This is a genomic window from Methylobacterium sp. A52T (genome assembly GCF_053346095.1).
The window spans coordinates 1-6,075 of record NZ_JBKFBI010000218.1 but is presented as its reverse complement, the minus strand read 5'-3'; the positions used below and the strand labels follow the sequence as shown (position 1 = coordinate 6,075).

At 76.4% G+C, this 6,075-nt stretch carries 7 protein-coding genes; 4 read left to right on the top strand and 3 right to left on the bottom strand.

What is annotated here, in order from left to right; genetic code table 11:
* From ACLBYE_RS29045 to ACLBYE_RS29030, 4 genes are all read left to right on the top strand, one after another.
* Window positions 1–1,408, top strand: a 1,408-nt coding sequence (locus ACLBYE_RS29045) for an FAD-binding protein (RefSeq protein ID WP_447696815.1), incomplete at its 5' end; no start/stop codon positions are given.
* Window positions 1,409–1,467: 59 nt separating this feature from the next.
* A complete protein-coding gene (locus ACLBYE_RS29040; protein WP_026605246.1) occupies window positions 1,468–1,887 on the top strand; it encodes a DUF4383 domain-containing protein in 420 nt (139 codons plus the stop codon).
* Window positions 1,884–3,011, top strand: a complete 1,128-nt coding sequence (locus ACLBYE_RS29035; RefSeq protein ID WP_447681869.1) for a hypothetical protein — start codon at window positions 1,884–1,886, stop codon at window positions 3,009–3,011. The genes ACLBYE_RS29040 and ACLBYE_RS29035 overlap by 4 nt, the downstream gene beginning before the upstream one ends.
* On the top strand, window positions 2,995–3,294 hold the full coding sequence (locus ACLBYE_RS29030; protein ID WP_447696814.1) for a hypothetical protein: 300 nt from the start codon (window positions 2,995–2,997) through the stop codon (window positions 3,292–3,294). The genes ACLBYE_RS29035 and ACLBYE_RS29030 overlap by 17 nt, the downstream gene beginning before the upstream one ends.
* A 23-nt stretch (window positions 3,295–3,317) precedes the next feature.
* Here the strand turns inward: ACLBYE_RS29030 and ACLBYE_RS29025 are convergent, their stop codons facing one another.
* The 3 genes from ACLBYE_RS29025 to ACLBYE_RS29015 form a co-directional block, all read right to left on the bottom strand.
* Window positions 3,318–4,139: a hypothetical protein gene (locus tag ACLBYE_RS29025; protein ID WP_447696813.1), complete on the bottom strand. Its 822-nt coding sequence runs from the start codon at window positions 4,137–4,139 to the stop codon at window positions 3,318–3,320.
* A 220-nt stretch (window positions 4,140–4,359) separates the two neighbouring features.
* Window positions 4,360–5,334 carry a lysozyme inhibitor LprI family protein gene (locus ACLBYE_RS29020; protein ID WP_447696812.1) on the bottom strand — a complete coding sequence of 325 codons (975 nt, stop codon included), beginning with the start codon at window positions 5,332–5,334 and terminating at the stop codon, window positions 4,360–4,362.
* A gap of 79 nt (window positions 5,335–5,413) precedes the next feature.
* Window positions 5,414–5,833: a hypothetical protein gene (locus tag ACLBYE_RS29015; protein WP_447696811.1), complete on the bottom strand. Its 420-nt coding sequence runs from the start codon at window positions 5,831–5,833 to the stop codon at window positions 5,414–5,416.
* Window positions 5,834–6,075: the final 242 nt, after the last annotated feature.

The window sequence follows — 6,075 nt, the reverse complement described above, 5'->3', positions numbered from 1 at the left end:
CGCCGCGGCGGCCGCCGCGCTGCTGCCGCGGGCGGCCCGGGCGGCGCCGCGGATCATCCTCAACGACGCGAGCGGCCTCAACCCGACCCCGGTGACGCGCCACGCCGTGCTCCCGACGGGCTCGACCGACGCGCTGATCGAGGCCGTGCGCGCCGAGATTCGGGATGCCGCCGTCGCCGGCCGGCCGGTCGCCGTCGGCGTCGCCCGCCATTCCATGGGCGGCCAGAGCCTCGCCCGCGACGGGACGGCCGTGACCCTGGAGGGCGGCCCGATCGAGCCCGACACAGCCGCCGGCCTCTACCGGGTCGGGGCCGGCGCGCGCTGGTCGCAGGTCATCCGGCAGCTCGACCGGATCGGCTACTCGCCGACGGTCATGCAGTCGAACAGCGATTTCGGGGTCGGCTCGACCTTCTGCGTCAACGCCCACGGCTGGCCCGCGCCGCACGGCCCGTTCGGCTCCACCGTCCGCGCCCTCCGCCTCGTCCTGGCCGACGGCAGCCTCGTGACCTGCTCCCGCGACGAGAACGCCGAGCTGTTCGGGCTGGCGATGGGCGGCTACGGCCTGTTCGGAATCGTGGTCGACCTCGTGGTCGAGATGGTGCCGAACCGCCTCCTGACGCCGACCTTCGCGGTGATGCCGGCCGCGGAGTTCGCGCCGGCCTTCGCGGCGGCGGTGGCGCGCGACGCCCGCCTGCGCATGGCCTACGGCCGGCTCTCGGTCGCGCAGGCCGGATTCTTCGACGAGGCGATCCTCGTCACCTACGCGGAGGCCGAGCACCCGCCGCAGGTCCTGCCCGCGGCGGCCGCGCAGGGGGCGTTCTCGGCGGTCTCGCGGGAGATCTACCGGGCCCAGGTCGGCAGCGAGTTCGGCAAGCGCGCCCGCTGGATCGCCGAGACCCGGCTCAACCCGGCCCTGGATCCCGGCCTCGCCACCCGCAACAGCCTGATGAACGAGCCGGTGGCCAACCTCGCCTCGCGCGACCGCAGCCGCACCGACATCCTGCACGAGTACTTCGTCCCGCCCGAGCGCTTCGACGCGTTCCTCGCCGCCTGCCGCGAGACCATCCCGCGCTCGGGCTGCGACTGCCTCAACGTGACCCTGCGCTACGTGGCGGCGGACCCGGACTCGACGCTGGCCTACGCGCCGGGCCCGCGGATCGGCGCGGTGATGTCGTTCTCGCAGGGGCTCACCCCGGGCGACGAGGCCGCGATGATGCGCATGACCGAGGCCCTGATCGAGCGCGTCGTGGCGATCGGCGGGGCCTATTACCTGCCCTACCGCCTGCACGCCCGGCGCGACCAGATGGCCCGGGCCTATCCGAAGCTCGACGCCTTCGTGGCGGCCAAGCGCCGCTACGATCCGGGGCTGCTGTTCCGGAACGCCCTGTGGTCGACCTACATGGCCTGACCGCGCCCCGGCACGGATCCGCCTCGCGCGGGCCGCGCGTGCCGACCCAGGAGACGCCCATGAGACCCACGCCCCCGCAGGTGGCCGCCCTCGCCTTCGCGGCCATCCTGCTGTTCGCCGCCGCCACCGACTACGTCCCGGCCTTCCGGGACGCGGAGGGCCGCGTCTTCGGCCTGTTCCGGCTCGACGTCTACAAGGACGCGCTCCACCTCGCCTCCGGCCTGTGGGCGCTGGCCGCCGGCCTGTGGTCCCGCTCCGCCGCCGTGACCTTCCTGCGGGCCTTCGGGGCGATCTACCTCCTCGACGGCGTCGTCGGCGTGCTCACCGGGTCGAGCTTCCTCGACCTGTCGCTGTTCCTGAAGGGCTTCCAGGACAGCCCGCTCCTCTCCAACGGCCCGCACCTGAGCCTCGGCCTCGCCGGCGTCGTGCTCGGCTGGTGGCCGTGGCGCGCCCGGACCGCGGCCGGGGTCGCCGCGTGAGCCCCCGGCCCCCCCGCCGCCGGCGACGGGTCGTCCGCTGGGCGGTCGCCGGCCTCGCCGCTCTGGCCCTCGCCTGCGCCCTGCCCGTCGCGGCGATCGAGGGGGGCTGCACGGTCAGGCCCGATCCCGCCGGGCCGGGTCGTTCGGCGGGCGGCTCGCGCTTCGGGATCGCCCCCGAGGGCTACAAGCGCGCGGCCGGCGACAGCTACCTCACCTTCCCCGAATGGGACATCGTCCACGCCTACGCGGACCTCGCCGGGGTGACGCGTTCCGCCTCGGAATCGGCCTTCGACTACTGGGCGGCGACGACGGGCTTCTGGACGAGCCTGTGCGGGGCGACCCGGGCGGCCGGGCGCACCGGCGACGTCACCGCGGGCCAGAAAGTCACCAACTACGTGATCGGCCTGAGCTTCACGGCCGAGATGCTGATCCAGGGGGCCTACGAGCGCACCCTCGGGGCGCTGACCGCGCGGTGGCGGGGGCCCGAGCCGACCGACGAGGACCGGTTCAACGCCCGGCTGCTCGCGGATTACGCCGCGTTCCTGCGCCAGACCCCCTGGTACCGCTACCCGTTCGACGCCGAGCTGTCCCGGCTCTGGCACGAGGTCCCGTTCACGCCGTCCCTGCGGGCGGTCGAGCGGCGCGGCGCGCTCACGCTGCAATACGGGGTGAAATGGGCCTACGCCCAGGGGATCGCGTGGCTCGCCGGGATGGACCCGGCCGGCCTGACGATCCGCAGCGTCGTGGCGGGGCTCGATGCCGGCGACGCGGCCGCCGACCCGCGCATCACCCTCCTCGGCCCCGTCCCGGCCGGCGACGGCGGCCCAGCCGCCCTGATGGAGACGCCGCGCTACCGGGCCTTCACGGAGATCGTCCGGGGCCTCGGCGCGCGGGGCCGGACCGTGCTGGAGATCGCCGGCAACCACCGGATCCTCACCACCGTCCTCCTGCCGCCGGGCCGGACGGTCACCCTCGCCGGGGCCGAGCCGCTGTTCGCGATGCCGATCCAGTCCGAGCCGGGCTGGCAGCGCGTCGGCTACGACACCGCGGTGGAGCAACTCGTCGCGCAGATCCGCGCCGTGGAGGCCGCGGGGGGCCGGTTCGAGCATGCCTACGATTACTGATCGGCGCCCGCGGCGCGGCCTGCCGGTCGGCGCGGTCGCGGCGGCGCTCGCCGGGGGGCTCGGCGTGACCGCGCTGACCGCCCTCGCGGTCCAGCCGGAGACCGTGGTGGCGCTCGGGAACCCCACCGCCCTGGCGGCCGCCGACGACGGGGCCCTGGTCTCGGCCGGCCGCGCGTACCTGGTGCTCCGGCCCGCCGCGCCGGGCGCGGTCCGGCGCCTCTACGCGGGCGGCGCCTGGCTGGTCCTGCCGGCGCCCGGGACCGGCTGCCTCGGCACGCGCTGAGGAGAGCGCCCGCGGGACCCGTCTCATCGGCACGCGACTCCGTACTCGTGGACCTCGGGCAGTTCGGCGTCGCCCGTCGTGGTCACCGAGAGCGTGCCGGCGGCCCCGGCATAGCGGAAGCTGCAATAGGCGAGGCCCGTCCCGGAACAGCCGTCGACTTCCATGACGCCGCGCCGGGCGAGAGCCCGCTCCCGCTCATCGTCGCTCGGTGGGCCCTTCACCGGCGTCCAGCCCGCGGCGATGAGCGACGTCCGGGCCTCGTCGATCGGCAGGCCGCGGATCGCGGGGACCGACCCGCGGCCGCCGCAGACGGACTCGACCTTGGGAGGCGGCTCCAGCGACACGGTCCCGTCCGGGCGCAGGGTCAGGTCGCCCACCGGGGCCGGCGGGATGTCGCCGTCCCAGAGGCGTGCGCCGTCGGAGCGCGCCGCGATGCGTCCGACCGCGCCGGTCCGGCCGGCGCCGTACACGAGGGCGACGAGGCGCGGTCCCACGAACAGGCCGACATTGCCGTCCGCGATGAAGCAGGTGCCGCTCGTCCCCTGCTGCAGGTCGCTGGCGAAGCTGACGGCCCGGTACCGGCCGAGGGCCGCCTCGCCGGTGACGAGCCAGTCCCGGGCGGCCACGGCCCGGGCCGCCTCGGATCGCGCCGGCAAGACCTCACCGGGGCAGCCGGCTTGCCGGCCCGCCCCGCCCGGGGCCCGCGGCAGCTCGGCGAGGGGGACGAAGCGCAGGCCCTTCACGGCGGAGGCGACCAGCGGCGCCGGCGGCCCATCCTGCGCGACGGCCGGTCCGGCGAGCATCAGGCCGAGCGTCAGCGCGGCGCCCCGGCCGGCCGAGCCCATTCCCGCGCCTCGGCCGCCGCGCCGGCGCAGGGCGGCGTCGCCGGGATCGCGGCGGTGGCTGCGGGCCGGCCCAGGGCATGGAGCAGGGGCCGGATCGGGCGTGGGGGCGTGCGGTCCCATCGTCACCGGCTGCTCGGGGCGCCCGCGGGCGCGGGCGGGCTCGATCCCGGGGCCGTCCGGGCCGCCGGAACCGGGTCGGGCGGCGGATAGGCGGGGTCGGTCAGGCAGGCCGAGAGCCAGGTCTCGGCATCGGCGTCCGGGGCCAGCTCGACGTCGAGGACGGGCCGAGGGCCCGCGGGTGCCGCCGCCGCGCCGGCGGGGGCCGGGGCGGGGGGGCGGGGCCCCCGGGGGGCGGGGGGGGGGGGGGGGGGGCGGCGCCAGCGCCGCCGGGGGCCAGCCCGCCGGCGGGGGGGGGCGGGGGGCCCGGGGGTGCCGCCGCCGCGCCGGCGGCGGCCGGGGCGGCAGGCCGTGCCCAGCGGCCGTCGGCGTTGTCGGGACCCGGGCATTCCGCGTCGTCGCCCCCGCCGATCGTGCAGGTCGCGACCGTGCGCGCGGCGCCGTCGACGACCCGCGCGACCGTGCGCGTCTCGGAGGTGTGGCCGCTCGCCCAGTCGTCGGACAGCGTGCAGACCCGGTCGCCGTTCTGGTAGCGCCGGCTGCCGAAGCACCCGTAGACCCGGTCCCGCCCGACGGGCAGGAAGTCGCACGCCGTGTCGAACCCAGCGAAGGGGCCGCCGGTGAACCGCGCCGCGAAGGCCCGCTGCCGCAGCGCTGCCGCGATCCAGTGCGGTCGGGCCGGATCGCTCTTCGAGCGGCCGGACAGGTCCTCGGTCCGTGCCCGGATCGCCTTCAGCACGACGGCGCGCGCGTCGGCCGCGTCCAGGTCGCCGAGCCACGTGTCCCGGGCCGCCACCCAGCGCTTCTGGCTGGCGATCAGCATCGCGCGGATCTCGGCGTCGTCCGTGCTGTGCAGGAGGCCGGAATAGGCCGCACCCAGCGCGGCGTCCGCCTTCCGGAGCGCCGGGTCGGCGCAGATCATGCGCTCGAGCGGGCTGGCCGCCTTGCGGCAGTCGATCGCGCGGGCCGATGACGGCGCCAGGAGGGTTGCGGCGAGGGCTGAGGCGAAGGCTGCGGCGAGGGTGGCCGCCTGGAGACGCGTCACGGCCGGCCCCGCACTGAACATCGCACTGAACATCGCCCCGAAGCTCGCACTGGACTGCGCATCGGAACCTCGCCTCTGGGCCGCGTGCCTGGAGCCGGTCGACATCGGGGTCCTACTGCGCCGCGGCATCGACGATGCGGCACAGGTTCTGGTCGACGTCCTGACCGATCTGGCCGGCCTGCACCATGAACAGGGCGTCGACCCGGCTGCCCGCCCTGGCCTTGCGCACGACGACCCGCAGCGTCTGCGGTCGCCCCGAGCCGGATGTCTCCTGCTGGGCCGTCAGGCTCCCGAGCGCCTTCTCCACGTGCACGCCCACGAACCCCTCGGCCAGGACCGCCCGCGTCACCCGGTCGAACGCGGCCCTGGGGCTGACAGAGGGGAAGATCATCCACGTCTTGTAGGTGATGGCTTGGAGCATCGGCGTCCCCTCGCTCCGGTAATGGTCGCGGCATGTCTCCGCCGCGGCCGCCGGGAGCGGGAGCGTCGACAGGATGGCCGCGTAGATGAACGCGTTCCGCATCGATCCCATGGGGCGCCTCTCACTTCGCTCTGCTGGTGGCTCTGATGGTGGCTCTGTCGGTGACCTGCCGGACCTGTGCAGCGGGGGGCCCGGTCAGGCGTGGATTCGTCGGATGAGCGAGGCCGGGCCGCACCGGCCGCCCCGCAGGGTCTCAGAGCTGCGGCGTGGCCGCTGGCCGGGGGCGCGGCGCCGGCGCCATCGCGCGCGGCGGCGGAGGCTCGGTCCGAGGCGGCGCGCCGGGCGCCTCCGCC

Bases quoted from the DNA above. Each gene is read 5' to 3' on its own strand.
- ACLBYE_RS29040 (WP_026605246.1), top strand. From the start codon at position 1,468: ATGAGACCCACGCCCCCGCAGGTGGCCGCCCTCGCCTTCGCGGCCATC.
- ACLBYE_RS29030 (WP_447696814.1), top strand. From the start codon at position 2,995: ATGCCTACGATTACTGATCGGCGCCCGCGGCGCGGCCTGCCGGTCGGC.
- ACLBYE_RS29025 (WP_447696813.1), bottom strand. From the start codon at position 4,139: ATGGGCTCGGCCGGCCGGGGCGCCGCGCTGACGCTCGGCCTGATGCTC.
- ACLBYE_RS29020 (WP_447696812.1), bottom strand. From the start codon at position 5,334: ATGTTCAGTGCGATGTTCAGTGCGGGGCCGGCCGTGACGCGTCTCCAG.
- ACLBYE_RS29015 (WP_447696811.1), bottom strand. From the start codon at position 5,833: ATGGGATCGATGCGGAACGCGTTCATCTACGCGGCCATCCTGTCGACG.